At 57.2% G+C, this 23,532-nt stretch carries 22 protein-coding genes; 7 read left to right on the forward strand and 15 right to left on the reverse strand.

All coding sequences use genetic code 11. The annotated features are described in order from the left end of the window. Window positions 1-370 precede the first annotated feature (370 nt). Window positions 371-1,567 (forward strand): NnrS family protein, encoded by a 1,197-nt coding sequence (locus tag AB5Z02_RS10585; protein ID WP_368215975.1) that lies wholly within the window; start codon window positions 371-373, stop codon window positions 1,565-1,567. Window positions 1,568-1,583: 16 nt separating this feature from the next. On the opposite strand, the gene AB5Z02_RS10590 is transcribed toward AB5Z02_RS10585, so the two are convergent. Beyond that, the gene (locus AB5Z02_RS10590) at window positions 1,584-2,153 is read right to left on the reverse strand and encodes a helix-turn-helix domain-containing protein (RefSeq protein ID WP_368215976.1); all 570 of its coding nucleotides are present in this window, start codon (window positions 2,151-2,153) and stop codon (window positions 1,584-1,586) included. A gap of 119 nt (window positions 2,154-2,272) precedes the next feature. Here AB5Z02_RS10590 and AB5Z02_RS10595 point away from each other — a divergent pair, with 119 nt between their 5' ends. Both AB5Z02_RS10595 and AB5Z02_RS10600 read left to right on the forward strand, forming a co-directional pair. Further along, on the forward strand, window positions 2,273-3,448 hold the full coding sequence (locus AB5Z02_RS10595; protein WP_368215977.1) for a benzoate/H(+) symporter BenE family transporter: 1,176 nt from the start codon (window positions 2,273-2,275) through the stop codon (window positions 3,446-3,448). Window positions 3,449-3,570: 122 nt separating this feature from the next. Continuing rightward, window positions 3,571-4,635 carry a DUF3103 family protein gene (locus AB5Z02_RS10600; RefSeq protein ID WP_368215978.1) on the forward strand — a complete coding sequence of 355 codons (1,065 nt, stop codon included), beginning with the start codon at window positions 3,571-3,573 and terminating at the stop codon, window positions 4,633-4,635. A 69-nt stretch (window positions 4,636-4,704) separates the two neighbouring features. Here the strand turns inward: AB5Z02_RS10600 and metF are convergent, their stop codons facing one another. Further along, complete coding sequence (gene metF, locus AB5Z02_RS10605) at window positions 4,705-5,595, reverse strand: methylenetetrahydrofolate reductase (protein WP_005340191.1); 891 nt, start codon at window positions 5,593-5,595, stop codon at window positions 4,705-4,707. A 329-nt stretch (window positions 5,596-5,924) separates the two neighbouring features. Here metF and AB5Z02_RS10610 point away from each other — a divergent pair, with 329 nt between their 5' ends. After that, window positions 5,925-6,725 carry a GNAT family N-acetyltransferase gene (locus AB5Z02_RS10610; protein ID WP_368215979.1) on the forward strand — a complete coding sequence of 267 codons (801 nt, stop codon included), beginning with the start codon at window positions 5,925-5,927 and terminating at the stop codon, window positions 6,723-6,725. 73 nt (window positions 6,726-6,798) lie between these two features. Here the strand turns inward: AB5Z02_RS10610 and AB5Z02_RS10615 are convergent, their stop codons facing one another. The 3 genes from AB5Z02_RS10615 to AB5Z02_RS10625 all read right to left on the reverse strand — a co-directional run bounded on the left by AB5Z02_RS10615 (window position 6,799) and on the right by AB5Z02_RS10625 (window position 11,075). Next, window positions 6,799-8,268: an ABC transporter substrate-binding protein gene (locus tag AB5Z02_RS10615; RefSeq protein WP_127008711.1), complete on the reverse strand. Its 1,470-nt coding sequence runs from the start codon at window positions 8,266-8,268 to the stop codon at window positions 6,799-6,801. Window positions 8,269-8,276: 8 nt separating this feature from the next. Beyond that, window positions 8,277-10,256, reverse strand: coding sequence for a methyl-accepting chemotaxis protein (locus AB5Z02_RS10620; protein WP_368215980.1), 1,980 nt, complete (start codon window positions 10,254-10,256; stop codon window positions 8,277-8,279). Between the two features lie 222 nt (window positions 10,257-10,478). Further along, window positions 10,479-11,075, reverse strand: coding sequence for an OmpW family outer membrane protein (locus AB5Z02_RS10625; protein WP_021231644.1), 597 nt, complete (start codon window positions 11,073-11,075; stop codon window positions 10,479-10,481). A 330-nt stretch (window positions 11,076-11,405) separates the two neighbouring features. Between AB5Z02_RS10625 and AB5Z02_RS10630 the strand changes: the two genes are divergently transcribed. After that, window positions 11,406-11,537, forward strand: coding sequence for a hypothetical protein (locus AB5Z02_RS10630; RefSeq protein ID WP_019445201.1), 132 nt, complete (start codon window positions 11,406-11,408; stop codon window positions 11,535-11,537). Here the strand turns inward: AB5Z02_RS10630 and AB5Z02_RS10635 are convergent. From AB5Z02_RS10635 to AB5Z02_RS10675, 9 genes are all read right to left on the reverse strand, one after another. Next, entirely contained in the window at window positions 11,534-13,207 is a 1,674-nt protein-coding gene (locus AB5Z02_RS10635) for a diguanylate cyclase (protein ID WP_368215981.1), read from the reverse strand. The genes AB5Z02_RS10630 and AB5Z02_RS10635 overlap by 4 nt on opposite strands. A 121-nt stretch (window positions 13,208-13,328) precedes the next feature. After that, window positions 13,329-16,157 carry an excinuclease ABC subunit UvrA gene (gene uvrA, locus AB5Z02_RS10640; protein ID WP_368215982.1) on the reverse strand — a complete coding sequence of 943 codons (2,829 nt, stop codon included), beginning with the start codon at window positions 16,155-16,157 and terminating at the stop codon, window positions 13,329-13,331. A gap of 89 nt (window positions 16,158-16,246) precedes the next feature. Further along, window positions 16,247-16,672: a curli-like amyloid fiber formation chaperone CsgH gene (csgH, locus tag AB5Z02_RS10645; protein WP_368215983.1), complete on the reverse strand. Its 426-nt coding sequence runs from the start codon at window positions 16,670-16,672 to the stop codon at window positions 16,247-16,249. Further along, window positions 16,672-18,123, reverse strand: coding sequence for a curlin (locus tag AB5Z02_RS10650; protein ID WP_231721465.1), 1,452 nt, complete (start codon window positions 18,121-18,123; stop codon window positions 16,672-16,674). Before AB5Z02_RS10650 ends, csgH begins: the two co-directional genes overlap by 1 nt. A gap of 34 nt (window positions 18,124-18,157) precedes the next feature. Continuing rightward, window positions 18,158-18,679, reverse strand: a complete 522-nt coding sequence (locus AB5Z02_RS10655) for a curlin (protein ID WP_257724934.1) — start codon at window positions 18,677-18,679, stop codon at window positions 18,158-18,160. 186 nt (window positions 18,680-18,865) lie between these two features. Then, window positions 18,866-19,705 (reverse strand): CsgG/HfaB family protein, encoded by an 840-nt coding sequence (locus AB5Z02_RS10660; RefSeq protein ID WP_005355003.1) that lies wholly within the window; start codon window positions 19,703-19,705, stop codon window positions 18,866-18,868. A gap of 7 nt (window positions 19,706-19,712) precedes the next feature. Continuing rightward, window positions 19,713-20,114, reverse strand: coding sequence for a curli assembly protein CsgF (locus AB5Z02_RS10665; protein WP_005355004.1), 402 nt, complete (start codon window positions 20,112-20,114; stop codon window positions 19,713-19,715). Between the two features lie 11 nt (window positions 20,115-20,125). Beyond that, window positions 20,126-20,569: a curli production assembly/transport protein CsgE gene (locus AB5Z02_RS10670; RefSeq protein ID WP_064337428.1), complete on the reverse strand. Its 444-nt coding sequence runs from the start codon at window positions 20,567-20,569 to the stop codon at window positions 20,126-20,128. Then, complete coding sequence (locus tag AB5Z02_RS10675) at window positions 20,569-21,216, reverse strand: LuxR C-terminal-related transcriptional regulator (RefSeq protein ID WP_042080923.1); 648 nt, start codon at window positions 21,214-21,216, stop codon at window positions 20,569-20,571. Before AB5Z02_RS10675 ends, AB5Z02_RS10670 begins: the two co-directional genes overlap by 1 nt. Window positions 21,217-21,642: 426 nt before the next feature. On the opposite strand from AB5Z02_RS10675, the gene AB5Z02_RS10680 reads away from it, so the two are divergent. Beyond that, window positions 21,643-22,230, forward strand: coding sequence for a single-stranded DNA-binding protein (locus tag AB5Z02_RS10680; protein WP_005340181.1), 588 nt, complete (start codon window positions 21,643-21,645; stop codon window positions 22,228-22,230). A 149-nt stretch (window positions 22,231-22,379) separates the two neighbouring features. Beyond that, window positions 22,380-23,123, forward strand: a complete 744-nt coding sequence (locus tag AB5Z02_RS10685; RefSeq protein ID WP_103251932.1) for an ABC transporter substrate-binding protein — start codon at window positions 22,380-22,382, stop codon at window positions 23,121-23,123. Between the two features lie 72 nt (window positions 23,124-23,195). On the opposite strand, the gene AB5Z02_RS10690 is transcribed toward AB5Z02_RS10685, so the two are convergent. Beyond that, window positions 23,196-23,321 carry a hypothetical protein gene (locus AB5Z02_RS10690; RefSeq protein ID WP_019445191.1) on the reverse strand — a complete coding sequence of 42 codons (126 nt, stop codon included), beginning with the start codon at window positions 23,319-23,321 and terminating at the stop codon, window positions 23,196-23,198. Window positions 23,322-23,532: the final 211 nt, after the last annotated feature.

A 23,532-nucleotide genomic window follows, 5' to 3' on the forward strand; every position in this document is an offset into this window, starting at 1 on the left:
GAGTGCCCACACAGATTGCTTGATTCAAATTGTTAAAGAGCGTCACGCTTGTCGCGTTGAGGAGGCGCATATTACGCTTCTCACTTCGAAAGTCAAGCGATTGTTTTCGCTTTTCTTTCGGCGCCCACTTCGCTAGGAAGCTGGCTCATCAGTTCGGCGTGTTCCGCCGTGCTGGTAGGGGCGCATTATAGGGAGCCGCGCCGGGATGACAAGGGCTTTTTCATAAAAAAAGTTCGTTCGCTCAGATATCAAGCAAGCACCTCTTTTTTGCTCGAAATAGCATCAATTTTGACTATTGCCGGATTTAAATTGAATATTTGAAAAGCCAATTTCATAATTGCCATCTCAAATGTTCAATTGGAATACCCTCATGCATCAAATCCTCGATAGCCATAAGGAAGAGCAAATCGTCCCGCTGTTCCGCTTGGGGTTCCGACCCTTCTTCTTGTTCGGGGCTCTGTTTGCGGCCGTCGCCATGTTGTTTTGGCTGGGGCAGCTCAACGGTTGGCTAACCTTGCCAGGGATTGCCAACCCGATCTGGTGGCATGGTCATGAGATGCTGTTTGGTTTCGGGGCTGCCATCGTCGCGGGTTTTCTGCTCACCGCGGTGCAGAATTGGACGGCCCATCCCGGTGTTCGAAGCTGGCCATTGGCAATGGTGGCGGGGTTGTGGATGTTGCCAAGGACCTTGTTACCCTGGCTGGGTGAAGAGAATACGCTCCTGATGGTGGCAGACCTGCTCTGGCTGCCGCTGTGCGCCTGGTTCCTTGCCAAGCCTATCTTGATAACCCGGCAATGGCGCAACCTCTTCTTCGTGCCCCTGTTGCTGATACTGACCTTGCTCAATGGTGCCAGCTGGTTATGGCAGACCGATTGGACCACCGTTGAGCACCTATTGATCACCACTGTGCTGTTGTTTACCACCCTGATCGCCGTGATGGGTGGAAGGGTGATTCCGTTCTTCACCGCCCGAGCAACCGGTCAGGAGAAACCCGCACCTCAGCTCTGGCTGGAGCGGGCGGCGCTCGCGACACTGTGGCTTATCTTGCTGTGCTGGCTGCTGCTCCCCACCCAATGGGTCACCAGCATATATATAGTGCCTCTCTATATAGTGGCGGCGAGTTTGCATCTGTGGCGACAACTGCGTTGGCATCTGCCATCGACCGTTGCGCATCCCCTGCTGTGGTCACTCCATCTCGCCTATCTGTTTATCCCTCTTGGCCTGCTCGCCCTTGCGGCACATAGCGCGGGTCTGCCCATCACGTTGTCGATGGCCAGTCACCTGCTCAGCGCAGGCTGTATGGGCACCATGATCCTGGGCATGATTGCGCGAGTCTCCCTCGGCCATAGCGGTCGGGCCTTGCTGATAGGACGCAGGATCACTGGCGCATTCGCCCTGGTCATCGCTGCCGCTACAATGCGGGTGGCGATTCCGCTGTTCTGGCCTGCTTATACCCTGCATGGCTGGAACCTCAGCGCGCTTGCCTGGATCGCTGCCTATGGTCTGTTTGTCTGGGTCTATACCCCGATACTGATCCGCCCCAGAGCAGATGGTCGACCGGGTTGATGACTGCGAAACATGTTCAGGGTGTTGCCATCGGATAGTGGATCAGGTTGTGGAAGATCGCCGGGGCTATGCCGAGATTGCGATAACCGTGGGGACGATCGGCAGCAAAACGCACCGCCTCCCCTTGTACCAGTGAGCGCCACTCCCCTTCCACCAGCACCTCCATCATGCCGCTGATGACGATGACATGCTCGGTCACTCCCGGCTCATGGGGCTCGGATTCACGCTGGTAACCCGGCAACAGGGTCAGCTCAAGCAACTCGAAACCAAACCGGTTTTCATAAGGGAAGAGCGGTGCCACTTGCATGCCCTCTCCCGCTGGCTGCTGGCGAATGGCATCGGCGGTGCGATAGAGCACCTCGGCCTGCGCAGCGGGTGTGGGCTCAATAAAACTGGAAAATGAGACTCGAAAACCGGTGGCGATCTTCCACAGCGTCGCCACTGTCGGGCTGGACTCTCCCCGCTCAATCTGCCCCAGCATCGCCTTGCTGACCCCCGTTTCGCGCGCAGTGGCATCCAGGCTCCAGCCGCGCTCGCTGCGCAGCCCCTTCAGTCGAGCAGCCAGATGCTGACTCATCTCTTGCATAACTGCCTCTTTATTACTCTTGCACGATGCGCCTTGTGCGCTATAGCGCACGACGATATAGTCAAAGCTGTATTGTACGTAATAACGCACAGCGCGTCACAACGCCAAGAGGAAGAGTCATGCCCTTCGCCATCCCCCATCTGGTCGCAGGCTTTATCGCCGTGATGGTCGGCTACACCAGTTCCGTTATCCTGATCATCCAGGCCGCCACGGCAGCAGGTGCTGATACTGCCCAAGTTGCCTCCTGGCTCTGGACGCTGGGGATCGGCATGGGGGTGAGCTGCATCGGCCTCTCTCTCTATTACCGCATACCCATACTAACCGCCTGGTCCACACCGGGCGCGGCACTGCTGATCACCACGCTGGGCAACTTCACTCTGGCGGAAGCCATCGGCGCCTTTGTGATCTCGTCCCTGCTGATCACGCTGTGTGGCATCAGCGGCTGGTTCGACCGTTTGATGAAACATATTCCGGCTCCACTGGCCGCCGCCATGCTCGCTGGCGTGCTACTCAGATTCGGATTGGAGCTGTTCAAGGTCGCCCAGCAAGATCCCTTGCTGCTTGGCACCCTGCTGCTGGCCTTCCTGCTGGGTCGTCATCTCTGGCCCCGCTATACCATGGTGCTAGTACTGGGAGTGGGGATGCTGATCTGCAGCGTGCGGGGGGATTTGCAAATGGGCACCCTTCACTGGCAACTCGCCAGCCCGGTCTGGACATGGCCAGCCTTCTCCCTTGATGCTCTGTTTGGTATCGCGCTGCCGCTGTTCATTGTCACCATGACATCGCAAAACATGCCGGGAATTGCCATCTTGCGGGCCCACGGCTATCAGCCTGCCACCTCCTCGCTGATCAGCTGGACTGGCCTGACTGGCCTGCTGCTCGCCCCTTTTGGCGGCTATGCCTTCAATCTGGCCGCCATCACTGCCGCCATCTGCACGGGCAAAGAGGTCGACCCGGATACCAAGCGCCGCTGGCCAGCTGCGGTATGGGCGGGTTGCTTTTATCTCCTGACCGGCTGCTTCGGCGCAACCGTCGCGGCCCTGTTTAGCGCCTTTCCGGCAGCCCTTGTCACCTGCGTCGCCGGATTGGCCCTGCTAGGCACCATCGGCAGCAGCCTGCACTCTGCCTTGCAAGAGGATGAAGCGCGAGAAGCTGCGCTGCTCACCTTTATCATTACCGCGTCCGGGATCAGCCTGCTCGGCATCGCGGCAGCCTGCTGGGGTCTGCTGATTGGTCTGGCTATCTATCAGTTCCAATCATATCGACAAAGGAATCAATTGAACCTCAAACCGTGAACCTCTGCACACTATCCAGATAAAATGATTCACAAGTGAAACTAATTTCCTTCTAGTGGCGTCAGGGCACCAATCTTCCCGGACATGGTGCCCAGTCAGGTTCCATGCAACGGAGAATAAAAATGAAAAATCAGGCTGTCTTGTTACTACTGGCCATACTGGGTGCTACGAGCGTCCAGGCTGCCGATACGGATCGAGAGCTGGCTCGCCAGCTCGCACTTCAGCAGAAAAACCTGCTGCCCCTGCTGAGCAATCAGCAATACCAGAGCCCGCTTCCCAACCTGCTGCAGAAGGCCAGTCCACGGCTTAAACGGCAGGCGAGCGATGCCAACCAGGCGGCCATCAGCCGGCAAGGACTGGATGGCGAGGTCAAGCAACTGATGCAGTTGCGACTGGCCAACACCGATCAGGCCGCCGCACTGCAACAGGGCGTCGAACCGCTGGTCGCCTATGTTCCTAGTGGGGATGAGAAGAGCTGGAGCGCCATTGAAGCGTTCGACAGCGCTGGCAATCCCGTCTATCTGGATGTGGACAAGGCACCGGCCCGGCCGGTTCTGGTAGTCGAAGCCGATCCCGTCAAAGCCAAAAACGCAGGCTTGAAGGTGATGCGCAAAGCGCTGGCCGATGCGGATCTGCAAAGCGCCCCGCGAGTGGCGGCCAGCACGGCGCCGCTCAAGACCAGTATCCTGAAAAAGATCAGACTGAAGGATGATCAGGAGCCCTGGCTGCTCGGCGCAGCCGAAGTGTATGCGGTGGTCGCAGGGGTCAATCCCAGTCGGGATGAGCCAGTGGTCGATATTGTCGACATGCCCTACCTCGACTATGACAACACAGACTACACCCCCAACCAGATCCTGGTTTACTGGGATCGCTATCGCTGGGGTGCCGTCGATGTGGTGATGATGGAGCAGGATGACAACGTCAACTACAAGGAGCTGAGCACCCTGCTGATTGAAGCTCTCAAACTCGGCTTTACTGCGGGTGGCGTGCCGGAAGCCCTGCCCTTCCTCGATCTCGGCGGTCGCATCGTCAAGGCGCTGCCCGACTCCTGGATGACCAACAACGACGACTATCTGGATACCTTCTACACACTGGAGCAGGATCAGGTCTATCGCCAGTATCCGGGGGCTGCCGGTAATGCGGTCATCGATCTTGAGCCAAAAGAGATCGCCCCGACCAGACCTTGATAATCGGCCATAACGAAAAAGCCAATGAGCAACTCATTGGCTTTTTGCTTTTATCGCGGTGACCACCGGTCAACCCTTGGGACGAACCCCCAGAGTATGGCAGATGGCATAAGTCAGCTCGGAGCGGTTCAGGGTATAGAAGTGGAAATCCTTCACCCCTTCCTGACTCAGCACGCGCACCTGATCGATGGCGATGCTCGCCCCCACCAGATTGCGAGTCATCTGATCGTTATCCAGCCCCTCGAAACGCTGATGCATCCAGCGCGGGATCTTCACGTTGGTAAAACCGGCAAACTTGGCCAGGGTCTGATAGTTGGAGACCGGCAGGATCCCCGGCACGATTTCAGCATCGATGCCGATGGCGGCGCAGCGATCCCGAAAGCGCAAATACGTTTCCACATCGAAGAAGAACTGGGTGATAGCACGGTTGGCACCGGCATCGATCTTGCGCTTGAGGTTGAGCAGGTCGGATTGCGCACTCTTGGCCTCCGGGTGACCTTCCGGATAGGCGGCAACCGAGATATCGAAGTCCGCCTCTGACTTGAGCAAGGCAACCAGATCGGTGGCATACATATCCGGCTTCTCCAACCCCTGCGGCAAGTCACCGCGCAGAGCCACAATATGGCGAATGCCGCTGTTCCAGTAATCGCGGGCGATGGTGCGCAATTCGTCGCGGCTGGCATCGATACAGGTCAGGTGAGGCGCCGCAATCAGGCCGGTCCGCTCCTTGATGTCCTTGATCACCTTGTGGGTGCGATCACGGGTGCCGGAGTTGGCGCCATAGGTGACGGAGACGAACTTGGGTTCCAGCACTTTCAGCCGTTCGATGGACTGCCAGAGGGTATTCTCCATCCCTTCACTATTGGGCGGAAAAAACTCGAAACTGACCGATATATCGCCATTCAAATCTGCCAAGCTCTGGTTGAGCGCCTCAACCTGACGTGCACTGTGAAATCCCATCTGCTCTTCTCCCTGTCCTGCAATCCATCTGCCTACGTCAAAACGGATGTTTGGACGTCTAAACGTCTTTATATTTATGAGCAAAACGACACAAAGTCAACAGGGATTTACCTCACATCCGATCTGACGAACTTCATATTTACAAAATTAACGGTACGTAACCGAAAAGTGCCCATCCCAAAATCGCCCCAGTCGAGTTATGATGGGGGCAGATCGTCCTGGACGTTCTGAATCTGCGTGTGATTGTTTGGCCGGAGGTTTCTCCGGCCCCTTTTCATCTATTTCCCACTCCTGCCGATAACAGAATGAGTCTTTGCAGGAGCACCATCATGGATACCCACCCCGGCTTTGCCACCGACTTGCTGTTCGATCGCTACCAGGGCGAGGTAACCCAGCATGAGCAGTTCTGGGCGGTTCGCACGCCGGATGCTCCCGACTATTACTTCGGCAACTACCTGCTGCTCCCCACCCCGCCCAGCGACCGCGACAAAGGCTGGCTGGAAGCCGCATTCGATCAGTTGATCGGCCAGGATCCTCGGGTGCACCACCGCACATTCCAATGGCCACTAGCAGCCGGACAAAACAGCCGGATCGCCGGTTTTGTCGCAACGGGTTACCAATATATGGAGTGCGTGGTACTGGCGCTGGATGAACAGAGCTGCCCACCTCCTCACGACGACATGAACAAGGTTGAGGCACGCACCTTCACCACTGCTGATTGGCCTGAGTGGCTCGACTTCGAACTCCATGAGCGGGATGAGGGGCACTCGGAACAGAGTTACCTCCCCTATCTTCGATCCCGTCAGGCGCTCTATCAGGCCATGATTGCCGATGGTCTCGGGGACTGGTGGGGGATCTGGCAAGAGGGACAACTGGTCGCTAGCTGTGGCCTCTTCTTTTGCGGCACACTTGGGCGCTTCCAGTTGGTACGCACGCACCATGCCTGGCGCAACCAGGGGTTATGCCGCCAGCTGCTGAGTCAAGTGGCTCGCGCAGGATTGTCCCGCGCCAAACAACTCATCATAGTGGCTGACGAGCACTACCATGCCCAGCGCATTTACCGCTCTCTGGGGTTTGCCCCGGTAGCCCGCATCGGCAGCCTCTGCCGCTGGCCCCACGAAGCACAATAAAGCGATACATGCTGGCCGCGAGCCATAAAAAAACGGGAGGCTGATGCCTCCCGCTCTTATTGATGCAGATGACCTATTGCTGTGGCTGCTGTGGCGCCTCCAGCTCGTTGGAGAGCGCCTGCTCCACCTCATCCGACGGCGCCGGTAATGGGGCAGCGGCCGCTGATGCGGGTTCTGCGGGAGTCACAGCTGGTGCCACCACGGCCGGTGTTTCACTGGTCGCGGGGGCTGCTGACACCTCAGCTGTCGGTGTTGAAACCGAGGCAGGGGCAACCGTATCACACTGACAATCCGCGCTCTTGGCCTTATTGCCCTGATGAGGGGCATACCAGCCCTTCAAACCACTTTCCAGTCGATCCGCGGCAGCTTTGGGCTCCATCTTGCCAAGCAGCACAGCCTGACTCACCTCTGCCAGTTCATCCCCCAACTTGGGCGTACCACGGGAGAGGATCTGGGTCGCCACCCGAATGGTCGAGTCACACTGATCGCGCCACTCCATCATCTCTTTGGCCGCCGGATTGGTGACATCGAAGAAGTGGTTGGAGAGGGAGAAGAATCCCGGCAGCGAGTTGGTATAGAGCTCGGCAAATTGCGGCGTCGTCAGCCACTGCAGGAAGGCCATCGCCCCCTCTTTGTTCTTGCTGGCCGGGTTCATCCCCATACCGATATCGGTATGGTCGGTAAAGAAACAGCCATCACCCTGTTTGGCCACCGGCGGACGCATGACGCCAAAATCGACCTTGCCGGTGAAGGGAGCAATCTCCCAGGAGCCCGCCACATAGAAGGCAGCCTTGCCCGAAGTGAACAACTCGTTGCTGGTCGCGTAATCGCGGCTCTCACCACCCTCACCGAGGTAGGAGCGCCAGCGGGCCAGCTCGTCGAACACCTTCACATATTGCGGGTTGTCCAACCGCTCCTGCCCGCCAATCAAAGCCAGACGGCCGTCCTCTCCCTTCCAGTAGTTGGGGCCAATGTTCTGGAACCCCAGTTCGGAGGCAACCCAGCTCTCGGAACCGCTCATGGCCAGCGGCACATAGCGACCGTCGGCCTTGATCTTGTCCAGCACGGCGAAGAACTGATCGCGGGTTTGCGGCAAGGTGAGTCCCAACTCACTGAAGATCTTCTTGTTATAGAAGAAGCCATGGATCACCGAGGCCATCGGCACGCAGAAAGTCTGGGCACCGGAATCCGTCTGCCAGGGTGACTGGGCAAAACTCGGGAAGTTCTCCATCCCTGCCATTTCGGTCAGCTCGGCCAGATGGCCCGCCTTGAACAGGGCGAGCGAGTCATCAAACGGACGACAGGTAATGAGATCCCCCGCCTTACCGCCTTTCAGGCTCTCCCACAGAGTGGGCATGTAGTTGACATTTTGCACCGGATGAAAACTCACCTTGATGCCGGGATGCGCCGCTTCAAATGCCGGGATAATCTTCTGCTCCCACAACGCCTTGTCATCGGTTCGCCAGCTTTCAATCACCAGCTCGCTGGCCATCAGCTGGCCACACAACAGGAGACTCAGGGCTCCAATCCACTTTTTAGACATAAGCCCTCCTAGACCTTGAAATGTGCGATCAATTGCTGCTGTTTGGCGACCAGGTCGGCCAGCACTTCGCTACTGCTGGCGGATTCGCGCGCCTCCCGCTCGGTCTCGTATGCCACATCGGCAATACCGGCGATATGACGAGCGACCCCCTGACTGACGGAGATCTGCTCCTGCGCGGCATGGGCCACCTGATCCGCCATCGACTTGATGGCCCCCATCCGATCGGCAATGGATTGCAGCGCCACATCCATCTCGCGAGTCTGCTCGACACAGCTCTGGGTCTGCTCCTGGCTACGCCCCATCACTTCAACCACATGCTTGCTGGAGCTCTGCAGGTTCTCAATCATCCCCTGGATCTCTTCGGTCGAAGTCTGGGTGCGATTGGCGAGCGCCCGCACCTCATCGGCCACCACCGCAAAACCGCGGCCGGCATCGCCAGCACGGGCCGCTTCGATGGCGGCGTTCAACGCCAGCAGGTTGGTCTGCTCGGCGATGCTGCGGATCACATCGAGAATGCTGCCAATGTTGTTACTGAATTCGCCCAGCTTGTAGGTGATCCCGACCGCTTCCTCCATGGCGCCAGCCAGCTGCTCGGTGATCCGGCGAGTGGTGGCCACTTTCTGGCGACCATTGCGCGCCTCTTCATCGGCCTGGTCCACTTCCCGCTTGGTGCCATCGGTAGAGCGGGCCACCTCGGTGGCGCTCACTTCCAGCTCGGTAATGGCGGCGGCCACCTGATCGGTCTGGTTCTTCTGCTCTTGCACCCGGGACATGGCCCGTTCGCTGATCTCGGCGGCGCGGCTCGCCTCATCCACCAGATGGCGAGAGCCCGCATTGATTTGAGATAGCAGCTCGCCGGTCTTGCCCGCCAGCGTATCGATGGAGCGAGAGAGGCTGCCAAATTCGCAACTGCTGCGGTAGTTGATGCGGCGGGTCATGTCACCGGCCGCCATGTAATCGAGCTCCTTGTTGATCATCTGCAACGGGCGCTGAATGCTGCGCGCCGTGGTATAGCCGATCACCAGCGCGGCAGCGGCCGACATCGCAGCAACCACCAGGATCCAGAAGCTGGCGCTACTGACCGCTGCATCGGCATTGATCCGGCTATCGCTGGCGATGGCTCCGGCAGACTTGCCCATCTCATCGAGCAAATTGAGGCTGTTGACCAGACTGGCATCCAGCTGCTGATTTTGCGTGGCCAGCGACAGCGCCAGCTGCTGAGCCTGACGCATGGTTGCCAGCAAGCCCTGAGCGCCAAGTGCCAGCTCCTGCATCCGATCCAGATTGGAGACAAAGCGCGCTTTCACATCATCGGGCACCAGCACCCGCTCCAACCGCTTGCGGGCCATCTCGATGTCCTTGCTCAACACCTTTTCCAGCTCGTTCAGGTCGGTTCTGGCATCGGCACGGCGGATATTCTTCAGATCGCGGGCGATACCCGAGGTAATAAGCTCCGCCTTGTTGCGCATGGAGCGCTTACTGGCAGTCTGTTGCAGCAGCAAATCCGCCGCCCACTGGTAGGTATCCTCAAGGCGGATAAATTCCATCTCCAGCTTGTGGCGCTGATCCAGCGCACTGACCCACTGTCGATGCTGTGCCAACACCTGATCCGCCAAGCCATAAAATTGGGTGGTAGCACTCTCGACCTGCTGGAAGCGGGCACGAGCATCCGCTACGTCGGTAAATTTACCCATCTCCTGACTCAGCTGGGCGAAGCGGTTCTGCTGCTCCTTGAACTGATTGGCCAGCTGCGGCAACTGGGCGGCATCTTCACTGGTGCGGTAGACCAGCACCCAGCGGTTACTATCCTGCAGTGCCCCCTTGAGACCTGCGACAGCCACGACCAGCGGGGTTGCCCGGTCAGATACGGCAGAGAGGCCGTCATTTATACCCTTGATTTTAAAGGTACTGATCACACCAAGCAGGATCAGCAACAGCAGCATCAACACGAATCCGGCGATGATCCGCTGCACGATAGATAAACCCATGGAGACATCCTCACTCATTGGGGGAAGGTAAAGTGAACATAGTCACTATCGGCAGGGGTGGCGAATAACTGAAATAAAGCGGCAGGTATTTAATTGATTTGTATCGGGTTGGATCACAGTACAGACAAAATCAGCCATACGAAAAAAGCCCGGCACAAGCCGGGCTGAAAGAGACGTACTTTGCTATCTTCCGCGATCCGTTCAGAACCGCAGTCAGAATCATTAGAAGCGGTAGCCAACACCCACCATAAAGGCCATCGGGTCGACCTTGGTATTAATGGTGCCAATCGCTGTATGCACATCGGTATCGATATCCATGATCCAGGCTGAACCGTTGACAAACCAGCGGTCAGTGATCGCCATATCGATACCAACTTGTCCGGCAACACCCCAGGAGTCATCGACTTTGACATCGGTCCCGGCCAATGCACCACGGCCCTCTTCATCAAAGAAGGTGGTGTAGTTCACGCCAATACCAACATACGGGCGAACCTTGCTCTGGGCATCGCCAAAATAGTACTGACCCATCAGAGTCGGCGGCAGATGCTTGATCTTGGCAACTTCAGCGCCACCCAGTTTGACTGAATGAGAGAAAGGGGTTGCGGCCAGCAATTCGACACCCCAGTTATCAGTAATCATGTAAGAGAGAGTCAATCCCAATTGCATGTTGTCATTAATTTCCAGCTCTACAGGCGTGCTGCTTTCCTGCGGCGATACAAATGCCAAACCACCACGAACCAGAATATCACCAGCCTGATGGGCCATGGCGAAAGGAGAGGTCACTGCAGCGGCAATCATCAGAGGAAGTAATTTTTTCATCACGTAATCCCTTTTTTTGTTTTCATTTGATGCTGTAAGCCCGCTGACTATATGCCCTTGTAAATGCAAAGTTATTGACTTGGAGCAAAGGTTGCACAGAAATAAATCGATTGGTGTGACATCTTTGCGCGCCATCCCAATCTCGTTGAGCCCCCAGACAACAAGCTGAAATACCTGTTTCGACAGGTTGTAACTACCCGCATCCAGCGCCAAAAGGAGCAAACAAACCACATCTTATTGCACGGCAGTGCGGCGATTAATTGTTGTTTATATGGGTAAATCAGCGTATTTTTTGCGCCATACAAGTTACTGGTAAGTAATGGTTTATTTATGAAAAATGAGTCGAAATGGCAAAAGGTGGGGGCCTTTCTCGCGGCCGTGTGGGGAATCGGATCCTTTCTCTTTATCCTGCTCGGTTTTATTGTCGCCCTGGCCTATCTGGTATTGGTACGGCAGGGTTAATCCGGATTGACAGAGTGCAGCAGGGTGATATGCCCCCCTTCGGCAAGCTGTTCCGGAGTCTGGCCCATTCCCTCCGCAGAGAGGGGACCAGCGTAGCCACACCACCGATTTCGCCCACCGACTTTGGCCTGATACAGCGCCATGTCCGCCAGTTTGAAGCTATGACTCCAGAATGAATCCGGGTACTCCGGGTGCAACGGATAGCGGCAGAACCCCAGCGACACCGTCAACCAGAGTGGCGCATCCTCTTTGCCAAAGCGGTGCTGAGCGACACGCTGGCGCAGATATTCGACCCGCAGCGCCAACTCTTGCTCGTCATCCACTTGTAGCAGCAACAAGAACTCCTCCCCGCCCAGCCGGATGATAGGCTCGCGCTCTCCTGTCACCACCTTGCGCAGCAGATCCGCCAACTGTTTCAGCACCAGATCCCCGATGTCATGGCCAAGGCGGTCATTGATCCGCTTGAAATGATCCAGATCCAGCAGCAATAACAGACAAGGTTTGGCCCGGTTGGCCTGCAACCAGCCATCGAGATAGCGACGATTGAAACAACGGGTCAAGGGGTCGGTGAATGCAGCCATCTCCATCTGGCTGGATTTTTCCAACAAATCATCGTGTTGCTGACTGACCTTGCTGGCCATCTCCTTGAACTTGCCGCTCAGGGTCGCCATCTCGGCGCTGCTGTCGATATAGGGGATCAAGGTGGCATCTGGCCGATCGCCAAAGCGTTGCAGCGCCGACACCAGCTGCTGCAACGGGGTGAGCACAATGCTGTTGAGCCGGTACATGGCGATCATGACGCAGATAAAACTGATAAACAGCATGCCGATAAAGGTCCAGAGCGCCCCCTCCATGACGCCACTCAAGATCTTTCTCTCCTCCTCAATCACCAGAGTCAGTACCGGCTGGTTATCGCTGTTGAGCAGTCGCACCTCTCCCCTGAGCCGGGTCAGCCCAAGGTCGATCAGGCGATACGTTATTTGCGGTTTCAGTGGTTTGAAGGTAGCGGTGACATCCAGATTGGCGTGGGAAATCGCCAGTGGCATCGCGGTACGCTCCGATACCTGCTCGAGATAGGCCTTGTCGAGCCAACGTACAACCAGCAAGAAACCGTTGAACGGTGCCGACTCGTCACTGTTTCTGATCGGCTGCCACGAGTACATCAGCGGCCCCCACTGGGAAGCACGGATCCCGTGCAGATTGATGCCCCCTTGCGCCACCGAGCGCGCCCTTAACTGCTTTTTCAGTTCATCAAGGAAGTAGGGAAACTGGTCCGGATTGATCCCCGGCGCATCGGGTAGCAGGGTGCGCGTCCAGATTTCGTAGCCGGTGAGATCCATGAAGCTCATCAGGTTGAGACTAAAATCCCGCATCGGCATATCACTGAACAGGTTGGATTCGATGTACGCCCTGCTTTTGTTGTTCATAAAACGGTGACTGTCATCCCAGATGCCCCAATCCCGACTGAATGCATCCAGAGCGGCCACATCCGCCTGCACCGCCTTGGTCACGCGCAGCAGATGCTCCTTCATTCGCTGCTCTTCAATCCGGCTGGCAGCCGGGATCTGGGCCCACGCCAGCAGGACCAGCAATAGCAGGATCGCCCCCAGCCAGATGGGGAACATGGAGTAAGCCAACTGATGATCAATCGTGCGCGGAGCCTGAGCCATAACCCGATATATCCATTACCATGATGCTGAGATGCCAAGCCTGCCCACACTTGACGAGCTTCCCCCTATGCTCCCGATTTTTATAACAAAAAGGGGCCAAAGGCCCCTCGATTATAACGGCTTATCGCGCCAATAGTGGCCGCAAAAAACGAGCTGTATGAGACTCTTTATTGGTGCAAATCTCTTCCGGCGTCCCCGTCACCAGAATGCGACCACCACCGGCGCCTCCCTCCGGTCCCAAATCGACGATCCAGTCGGCAGTTTTAACCACATCCAGATTGTGCTCGATGATGACGATGGTATTGCCGCGATCCCGCAGCTGGTGCAGCACCTTGAGCAGTTGCTGGATATCGTGGAAGTGCAGCCCTGTGGTCGGCTCATCCAGAATGTATAGAGTCTGACCGGTGTCCCGCTTGGAGAGCTCACGCGCCAGCTTGACCCGCTGCGCCTCGCCGCCCGACAGCGTGGTGGCCGACTGGCCGAGACGGATATAGGAGAGGCCCACGTCCATCAGGGTCTGCAGCTTGCGCGCCACCGCCGGCACCGGATCGAAGAACTCGCGGGCATCTTCCACCGTCATCTCGAGGATTTCGTGGATGTTCTTGCCCTTGTACTTCACCTCCAGGGTCTCGCGGTTATAGCGCTTGCCCTTGCAGACGTCGCACGGCACGTAGACATCCGGCAGAAAGTGCATCTCCACCTTGATGACCCCATCCCCCTGACACGCCTCGCAGCGGCCCCCTTTCACGTTGAAGGAGAAGCGGCCCGGCTGATAGCCGCGGGAGCGCGCCTCCTGGGTACCGGAGAGCAGCTCGCGGATCGGGGTAAACAGGCCGGTATAGGTGGCCGGGTTGGAGCGCGGGGTACGACCGATGGGGCTCTGGTCGATATCCACCACCTTGTCCAGATGCTCCAGCCCCTCGACGCTGCGATAGGGTGCCGGGGTGGACTCGGTCGCCTTGTTGAGCTCGCGGTGGGCGATGCGGAACAGGGTGTCGTTGATCAAGGTCGACTTGCCGGAGCCGGAAACACCTGTAACGCAGGTCATCACCCCGATGGGCAGATCCAGGTTGACGTTGCGTAGGTTGTTGCCGCTTGCCCCCTTGAGTTTCAGCCACTTGCCGGTGAGCGGCGTGCGCTCGGCCGGAATGGTAATCTGCTTGCGACCGGAGAGGTAGTCACCGGTCAGCGATTCCGGATTGTCGATGATCTGCTGGGGGGTGCCCTGCGCAACAATCTCGCCACCGTGCACGCCAGCGCCCGGGCCGATATCGAGCACATGGTCGGCGAGGCGGATGGCATCCTCGTCGTGCTCCACCACGATCACCGTGTTGCCCAGATCGCGCAGATGGGTGAGGGTCTTGAGCAACCGCTCGTTGTCGCGCTGATGCAGACCGATGGAAGGCTCATCGAGTACATACATGACGCCCACCAGCCCGGCACCGATCTGGCTGGCCAGTCTAATGCGCTGCGCTTCGCCACCGGAGAGGGTCTCGGCACTGCGGGACAGGCTCAGATAGTTGAGACCCACATTCACCAGGAAGCCAAGCCGCTCGACGATCTCTTTCAAGATCTTCTCGGCAATCTGGGCGCGCTGGCCGGTGAGGTTAAGCCCCTCGAAGAAGGCCAGTGCATCGCCGATGGACTGCTCGGCAATGGCCGGCAGATTGCGGTTGTCGACGAACACGTGGCGCGCCTCCTCCCGCAGTCGGCTGCCACCGCAGCTGGTACAGGATTTGTTGGCGATGTACTTGGAGAGCTCTTCGCGCACCGAGTTGGACTCGGTTTCCCGGTAGCGTCGCTCCATGTTGTGCAGGATCCCCTCGAACGGGTGCTTGCGCACTACCACATCGCCGCGATCGTTCATGTAACGGAACTCGATCTCGGTGCGACCGGAGCCACGCAGGATCACCTCCTGGGTCTTGACCGGTAGATCTTCCCACGGCGTCTCCAGATCGAACTTGTAGTGCTCGGAGAGGGATTTCAGCATCTGGAAGTAGTAGAAGCTGCGCTTGTCCCAGCCACGGATGGCGCCATTGGCCAGACTGATGGCCGGATCGCCGATCACCTTGGCTGGATCGAAATATTGCTGCACCCCGAGGCCGTCGCAGGTCGGGCAGGCACCAGCCGGATTGTTGAAGGAGAAGATGCGTGGCTCCAGCTCCGAAATTGAGTAGCCGCACTCCGGGCAGGCGAAGTTGGCGGAAAAGGTCATGGGGGCAACCCCCTCTTCACCGTCCATCGGCACCACCAGTACGATGCCACCGGAGAGGGTCAGCGCCGTCTCGAACGACTCGGCCAAACGCAAGGCAAGGTCATCGCGCACCTTGAAGCGATCCACCACCACCTCGATGGTGTGCTTCTTGTGCAGCTCCAGAGTCGGAGGATCGGAGAGGTCGCACACCTCGCCGTCGATACGGGCACGGATGTAGCCCTGGGCCGCCAGATTCTCCAGCAGCTTGGTGTGCTCCCCCTTGCGATCGCGCACCACCGGGGCCAGCAGCATCAGCTTGCTCCCCTCCGGTTGAGCCAGCACCTGATCCACCATCTGGCTGATGGTCTGGGCGGCGAGCGGAATGGCGTGGGTCGGACAGCGGGGCTCACCGACCCGGGCAAACAGCAGACGCAGGTAGTCGTAGATCTCGGTGATGGTACCGACGGTCGAGCGCGGGTTGTGGGAAGTGGACTTCTGTTCGATGGAGATGGCGGGCGAGAGCCCCTCGATATGGTCGACGTCCGGCTTCTCCATCAGGGAGAGGAACTGGCGGGCATAGGCGGAGAGGGACTCCACATAGCGGCGCTGTCCCTCGGCATAGAGGGTATCGAACGCCAGAGAGGATTTGCCCGAACCGGAGAGGCCGGTGACCACGATCAGCTTGTCGCGGGGCAGGGTCAGATTGATGTTCTTGAGGTTGTGGGTGCGAGCACCCCGGACCACGATCTTTTCCATCTTGTTGCACGCTCGATACAGAAACCTGAGCGAGTCAGTATGGCATAGAGACTACTGGATGAATAGACAGTCATGAGAGGAAATGCGCATCATCCGGCGCACGCCATCTGCTCTTTTTTCTCTACCAGCAGCCGCTCGTTTTGCCATATCCGGGCGGTGACCTCGACCCGATAGGGGCAACGCAAACCCAGCCCTATTTTGCCAACCGCCATGACCACTCCAGCCTGCAGCGACAGATTACGGCTCTGGCGCTGAGTCGTGCTCCCGGCTGCCCCTTCGCTGCGCACCAGCAACCTGACACTCACCGTCACGTCGCGCTTGCTGAACAGCGTCGGTGCAAGTGACAGCCCCTGTTCGCTCTGCACCATATTGAGGGACAAGCGGATCGACGGATCGGGTTCTATCTCGGTTTCCCTTGCAGTTGCTGGTGAAGGAACGCGATAAACCAGCATCAACCCACAGAGCAGCACCAATAAAAGAGGGGCCCGCAGGCCCCTTAATCCGGAGATGACCATCAGTTGCTACCAGAACCCTGATAGACATAGGCACGGTTATCGCTGCCCAATACGGTCACATTGGCAGTATTGAAGCTTTCGTTTTGCACCACATCAACGGTGTTGCGCCCCCCACCAACCCCAGCATTGACGTAGACATTAGCCTCGTGCTCAGCGCCGTTCTGGGTCACGGTGAGTTTGTTCTCGCTACCCAAGTAGGACTCAACCTTGGCATTGTTCAGCTCACCATCCTGGCTCACTTTGACCACAGACTCAGAGTGAGACGCATCAGCATAAGCCCAGTTGTCAGTACCTTTCTGAGCAACGACCAGCTCGTTGTCCGAGCCCCAGGTCCATGCGCCTTTGCCTTCACCATCACGAGCAGATGCAACCTGGTTGCCAGTTCCGTTCTGGTCGATATCGATGGTATTGCCGCTGCCTGCTTGTTGCACTGCATTGGCATAGTTGTCATTGCCTACCTGATCAATGGTGACCGCACCATCGGTACTGCTGGCTAACTGATTGACCACGGCCTTGTTGTCATCACCTGTCTGGTTGATCAAGGCATCATTGCCAGTACCTTGCTGGTCGGTCTCAATACGGTTGCGATTACCATCTTGTTTCAACTCAGCAAACTCGCTGCTACCACTCTGTTTTGCCAGCAGGTGGTTGCCCTCCCCAGCATCAGATCCTTGTTGCAGGGTCACCACCTTACCGCCGGTTCCACTTTGCTCAACAGTCGCTACGTTGGCACTATCGTATTGAGTGACGTCTGCATTGTTCAAAGAACCACTCTGAGTCACCACTGCAGATGTTCCTTCCGCCGGTGCATAGTCATAGTTACCGGTTGCCTGCAGCACCTTGGTGATATTGCTCTCTCCACGTTGTACCACTTCGGCGTTGGCTCCATCAGCCGCTGTCTGGGTCACGTCAGCCTTGTGAGCCCCCCCTTCTAGCTGCTGTACACTCGCCCGAGCGAAATCGGATATCTGGTTATTAATGACAGCCTGATTACCATCCGAGATTTGAGTGATCATGGAGTCAGCTCCGTCACCATTATCTTGCTTGATCTTGGCGTCGTTGCTCTCCCCATCCTGCACAACCCCGGCAACCGCACCGCCATTCTCAAATTGCTGAATCACATCAGCAAAGTTGTCGTTCCCCTTTGTATCGATGGAGGCTTTGGAGAGGTTAGTGTCACCTTGTTGCAAGATGTAACCACGGTTGCGGTCACCTACCTGCCGAGTATCGGCATCTGACTGGCCGGTATTCTTTTGAGTGGTAACAGCTGTGTTGTCGTTACCAGTTTGATCGATGTTAGCCTTGTTATCGACGCTTCCCACCACCTGGTTAATGGTGGCGGTATTGCCGCTCTGGGCCTGGTTCACCGTAGCCTGGTTGCCAGTAGATGCCGCCCAAGCGGTGCTGGTCGCCAGAAGAACTGCCGAGGCAATGATGGTACGTTTAAACATGATTTCCCTCTCGTGCTAATGGTTGAGCCTAGGCTCAGTTGGTTTGAACGACATTTACTTGCTGATTGGCTCCCGTCTGAATAACGGTTGCCGCCAATCCATACCCGTTTTGCTCGATGCTGGCCTGATTGCCATCACCCAGCTGGATCGCCCGGGCCTGATTATCTGCCCCTTGCTGACTGATCCAGGCTTCATTGCCGCTGCCTTGTTGCAGCAGCCAAATCCGGTTATTGATGCCCGCCTGATAGAGCTCGGCGCTATTGCCCTCGCCCAGTTGCGCACCATTGACCCAGTTCTCATCTCCCACCTGGGAGAGCGCCAACTCATTGGCCCAACCCTGTTGCAGCAGACGCGCCTGATTCAGCTCCCCTTGCTGGGTGAGATGCAGTTGCTGCTCGCTACCGAGTTGCCACAACAGCGCCTGATTACCATCGTTCTGCAGACCGGAATCCAGCTCGCTTGCCATCGCCAGCTCGTCGAAGACGGCAGGCTCTGCGGCGAGTTGCGGGGCGCCCGATATCAGCAGAATAAAGAGAGCACTCAACAGGTGTTTCATCGCGCCATCGCCTTGTTGGAAAACGCCCACAGTATCCCTGTCAGACCAGAGGCGGCCTATCAGGCACTCCGCTGATTCGAGGATGAAAAGCGCCGCCCTGTCGCTGAGCAGAAAGTCTTAATTCGTATTCGATGGAGGCCAAAAAAATGCCCTCCACCAGGGAGGGCATTGCGCGAGCGGGAAAGCTCAAAGTAGCGGGGCATTGTCTTGCAGGTACTCCTGCAGGATCGGATTGTCGATATCCCGCTGGTCAGCCAGTTGCCACAGATTGTCCCGCACGCCATTGGCTATCAGCCGGATCACCCCGGACTCGATAGCCGACATGACACACATCTGTACCGGCTCATTGGTGCTGAAACCGGCCTCGGCCTCCAGCAGGCGCTTGTACTCGACGAAACGGAATACCCCGGCCTGCACCTGTTGCGACAGTACTGTCTTGGAGGTGGTGACACTGTTCAGGATCCGGCCTGAACGGATATCGACGGCTCGCAGATTGACCGTCACCTGATCGACGCGGTACTCCCCGCTGGCGCCGATGCCAAAATACTTGGCCCCCGCCCCGCCGGTTCGCACATTGCTGTCATAGGCGACGATCCCCCCCTCGATCAGGATGTTGGCGGCAACCAGCGAGGGAAGTTGATTGGCATTGTTGCCGGGAACATTGGGCTTGTTCTGGGCCGCCCGCACAATCTTGCGCTCGGTCAGCAGGTTCTGCAGCCCTTCCCGCTCCAGCGGCACAAACCATTGAGAGTCCCACAAGGCCGTGCTCAGCATGGCGACCCCGCCCTGGGTGACTGCCGTGGAGAAGTTGGAGGCTGGTGCTGGCAGGTACTGACCGGTCTGATCGCGAAAATCGTAGACGGCCGCGACAATTTTCCCTTTTGGCTTGGGCAGACTGATCAGCTCCTTGTAAGAGACGGATCGCGGCATCAGGGTTGCCTTCTCATCAGCAACGGGCGAGCCGATATGGGTCGCACAGCCAGCCAGCGCAAGCAGGGGCACTATCAATAACAGTTGTCGTTTCATCGCGCCCTCAGTCAGCAATCAGACCATTCACTTCGATCATGGTGGTCTGGTTGGTCACCCGGTCGGTGATCGAAACCACCAGGGTGCCATCTTCATCCACCACATTGATGGCAAAATCATCGGTCACCAGACTGCCGCTCTGGCTGCCATCCTTGCCGATATCGGCCAGCAGTTGGCTGATCAGGCGGGATTGCAGGTTGGAGGTCAGGCGATCCAGCGCCGAGGTGCCGCTGCTACCGCTGCCACTGGCGGGATCCTTGTAATCATTCTGCGCATTGGCGGTGCCAAGCAGATGACTGCTGTTGAGAGGGTTACCCCCAAAGCTGGGGTTGATGGGGCGATAGACAAGCTCCGACGCATGGAGCGTTGGCGCTATCAGTGCAGCAACTAGCCATAACCGGGCACGCATGAAAAATATCCTTATAGTTCATCATGTTCCAAATCGAAGGTATCCATGAACAGGGTCGCGATCTTCTGCTGTTCGAGGGTCTGCCTGACCTGTGACCAAGCCAGTTTGGCGCTCTGCTCCTGCTGATTGCGGCCGGGAGAGAGCGCGGTTTTAAAAATCACCTTCCGGTTATGAGTGATCCAGATCAGGCTGCCCCAGCGAGCTGTCGGGCGCTCATGAATCGTCAGATTTTCTCTGGCATCCGGGTCTTCATCGCTGCGCAACCGGGTAAATTCGTTATAAAAGCCCTGACCGAAGCGGGTAAAAGTGCGATCCAGTACCAGACCATCCACATCCAGCCGATCACTCTCCTGCTCCGGCTGCACCGGCTCCAGCGGTGCATCGGCCTCGGCCGCCACAACGGTCGTGCAGCCCCAGAGCAGCGCAAGGCAACACGCCACAGAGAGCGCTTTCATCAGTGGGAGTCCGGAGCATCGAGATACTCTTTGGCCCAGCTCACCGCCTGGATCCGGTTCTTCACATTCAGCTTTTTAAAGACGTTATAGAGGTGGGATTTGACGGTGTGCTCGCTGACAAACAGGCTGTCGGCGATCTCGACATTGGAGGCGCCCGTCATCAGATAACGGATGATCTCCTGCTCTCTGGCTGTCAGCAGGGTGTCGTTGCGTAGCAGGTAGCTATTGCCCTGGCGATAGTATTCGACCAGCTCGCACAGCAGGTGGCGCGGCATCCAGTACTCGCCAAGCAGGATTTTCTGCAACCCGGCAACCAGTCGGTCGAGCGGATCCTGACGGAAAAACAGACCACAGATCTGCGGCCACATCAGCAGCAGGTCGCGATCCGTCGCAGTGGGAGCATTGAGCAGCACTGTGGTCGCCATGCCAAAGCGTTCGGAGATCGCCCGGTTCCAGCCCAGTGACTGGCCGGAGCGGATATAGTCGAGATCGATGAGAAACAGCGTGCCGTCACACTGGTTATCTAGCTGATTAATCTCGTGGATTAGCTGGACGGGACGGCTCAAATGAGAGATGAGGTATGCAGCAAATGTGCTGGCCTGCACATTATTTTCAGTGACCAGTGCGATCGGGCATGCGGCTTTCATTGTGTGCTCTTCCTTGAACCTGTAAACCACCTAATCTGGCCGACTGAGTCTACCAAGGAGGTATGGGAGCACAATATTAAAAAAGTATGAGAATGGATCTCATAAATATCGTAACCATATGTTTTTAGTCGATTTAAAAACCTATTTCAATTCGCCAATCGGCCAGCATAACAGGAATATATGGCAGAAATGTGATGCCGGACGCGCCGGAAACAGCTGCAACCCGACCATCACTACAGCAGGAGCCAACAGTTACCTTTGGCGCATCAAGCCGGTTAAGGATGCTGCCAATCCGCTTCGCAACTGTTACTATGACCGTCACATGCGTCTGCGGGACATTGCGCCCCGCACACAGCAACTAATCAGGTATCTAGTCGTGTTGGACCAGGTTTCGACCTGGCCGGTAAATAAGGTGGAAGAGAGATTATGGCCAGTCGAGGCATCAATAAAGTCATTCTGATCGGTAACCTCGGGCAAGACCCGGAAGTACGCTACATGCCGAGTGGCGGTGCTGTGACCAACATTACTCTGGCTACCTCCGAAACCTGGCGCGACAAGCAGACCGGTGAGCAGAAAGAGCGTACCGAATGGCACCGCGTCGTATTCATGGGCAAGTTGGCCGAAGTGGCTGGCGAGTACCTGAAGAAGGGCTCCCAGGTCTATGTGGAAGGCAAACTGCAGACCCGCAAATGGCAAGATCAGAGCGGCCAGGAGCGCTACACCACTGAAGTGCTGGTCGACAGCTTCACTGGCGTGATGCAGATGCTGGGTGGCCGTCCGCAAGGCGGTCAGGGTATGGGCCAGAACATGGGTGGCCAATCCCAGGGTAACTGGGGTCAGCCACAGCAGAGCATGCCTGCCCAGCAGCCGATGAATCAGCAGCGCCCGGCACCGGCTCCGCAGCAGAACATGCAGCCGCAAGGCGGTTATGGCCGTCCTGCCCAGCAGCCGCAATCTGCGCCGCCGGTATATAACGAGCCGCCGATGGATTTCGACGACGATATCCCGTTCTAAGAACAGAATATTGAAAAGGCCCTGATAACTCAGGGTCTTTTTTTATGCACTCAGGCTGAACCTCTCAGCCCGAAAGGGATATAACGCTTTTTGGCTGCCTCCCCTACAGTGATGGATATTCTCCACAGGAGCGCTTTGTGAAAAGTGCAATGAAACTGCTCACCCCTTTATTGCTAATGCTGACCAGCATGCTCTCCGGCCAGTTGCAGGCAAAGCCACTCAAGGTCGGGGTCAGCTTTGCCATCCCCCCTTATGTCATCGAAGGCGAGAATCGCGGCATTGAGCTGGATCTGCTGAAAGAGGCGTTCGCTGGCAGCGGCTATGAACCCAGCTTTGAATTTCTGCCGCTGGAGCGCACCTTCCGCCTGTTCGAGTCAGGAAAGCTGGATGCCATCATCAACGTCAGACCCGGGATGGTTGATCCTCACGTTCTGACCCAGCCCGTTATCACCTTCCATAACCGGATCTTCACCCTGCGCAGCACCCACATCAATACTCTGGACGACCTGCATTCAAAACGGGTTACCGCCTTTCAACGGGCAAGGATCATTCTGGGGGGCGCGTTCGCCACCATGGCCAACCAGAATCCCCACTATGAGGAGGTAGCCAAGCAGCAGGTGCAGGTGCACCAACTGATGCGCGGCAGGGTCGATGCAGTCGTACTGGAGGAGCGGGTGTTCTACTACTACCTCGACCAGCTGATTGCCACCGCCCAGGCAGGCGAGCACTACGAGCGCAATCAGGTCAGGCAAGCAGACCTCTTCCCGCCCACCGTCTATCACTTTGCCTTCCGAACGGCCGATGCCCGCAATCTGTTTGATAAGCGCCTTGAGGCGATGCGTCAGGATGGTCGTTATCACCAGATTTTCGCGGCTTACGGCGCCACGCCGTGAGCCACAAACATAAAAGCCAGCCGGTAAGGGCTGGCTTTGTACTGGCTCCGAAGGAACAGCAGTAGGGGAGCGTTACTTCATTGCGCTGCCGTTTTTCAGTTCTGCTTTCTGACGTTTGGCTTCGCGTTTCTCTTTCAGTGACATCTGCGGTTTTTTCTTGGCATCTTTGCCGTTGTGATGTTCTTTGTTACTCATCATCAAACTCCAAAAATGTTACCCAGACAGTTGGTTCCTCATGGGAGCCAGCATGCCATCCGAATCATCAACTTCAGTACGCTTGGTGGGATGGTGCAAGACCATCACCAGACCCAGCATACCCTCCAGCGGCATCCGGATCCAGCCTCATTCTCGTCCAAAAAATGCTGTGCTCCGTCCCCTGAGCGCAGAGGCCAAAGGACCTCGACAGGAA

The sequence above is a fragment of the Aeromonas sp. R2-3 genome (assembly GCF_040908375.1).
Taxonomy (GTDB): Bacteria; Pseudomonadota; Gammaproteobacteria; order Enterobacterales; family Aeromonadaceae; genus Aeromonas; species Aeromonas veronii.